The organism is Chitinophaga agrisoli (genome assembly GCF_008386695.1).
Lineage (GTDB): Bacteria > Bacteroidota > Bacteroidia > Chitinophagales > Chitinophagaceae > Chitinophaga > Chitinophaga agrisoli.
The window spans coordinates 1-500 of record NZ_VUOC01000019.1; the positions used below are offsets into that span (position 1 = coordinate 1).

The 500-nt window shown below is 45.4% G+C and carries 1 protein-coding gene; it reads right to left on the reverse strand.

The features are described 5' to 3' along the window. Nucleotides 1-64: 64 nt before the first annotated feature. Nucleotides 65-500 (reverse strand): DNA/RNA non-specific endonuclease (locus tag F0L74_RS34485; protein ID WP_149842209.1); only part of this gene is annotated, 436 nt, incomplete at its 5' end.

Below are 500 nucleotides of genomic sequence, written 5' to 3' on the forward strand. Positions count from 1 at the left end.
TCAGAAGATTAGCAAATTATTTTCTTTTAATATCTGCACATTTCGGGTACATTTGCTGTGATATTTATGTCAGAAGTCCGTTAACATTGAAAGCTGGAAGGTGCGGAATAGTTCTTCGGAAATCAGCAATGGTACAGCAGAAGCTATAGCCGAGGTCGATGCGATCAGGTTGCCACCCCACCCAGTTGAATGCGTTGTTATTGCGGCAACGGTCTGTGCAGAACTGCAGATTGCGAGCCTCCGCTTGGGTGTAGTAAGGATTGTTGATACTGATAAAGGCGGTACCGAGGCGACGAGAGGAGTCATGCACCACCTTGTAGAAATAAAGTGGTACAGGAATTTGAAGAGCGCCGTTGGATGCACGATGCAAGAAAATATCAACAAGTCGGTTGTTTTGATTTCTAAGTTGTGTTACGCGGAATGTTCCAGTGTAGACCATGGTATGATATCCAGCCTGTCCAATTCTACGACGAAGATTCTGCTCGAGCCGGTTCCAGTTT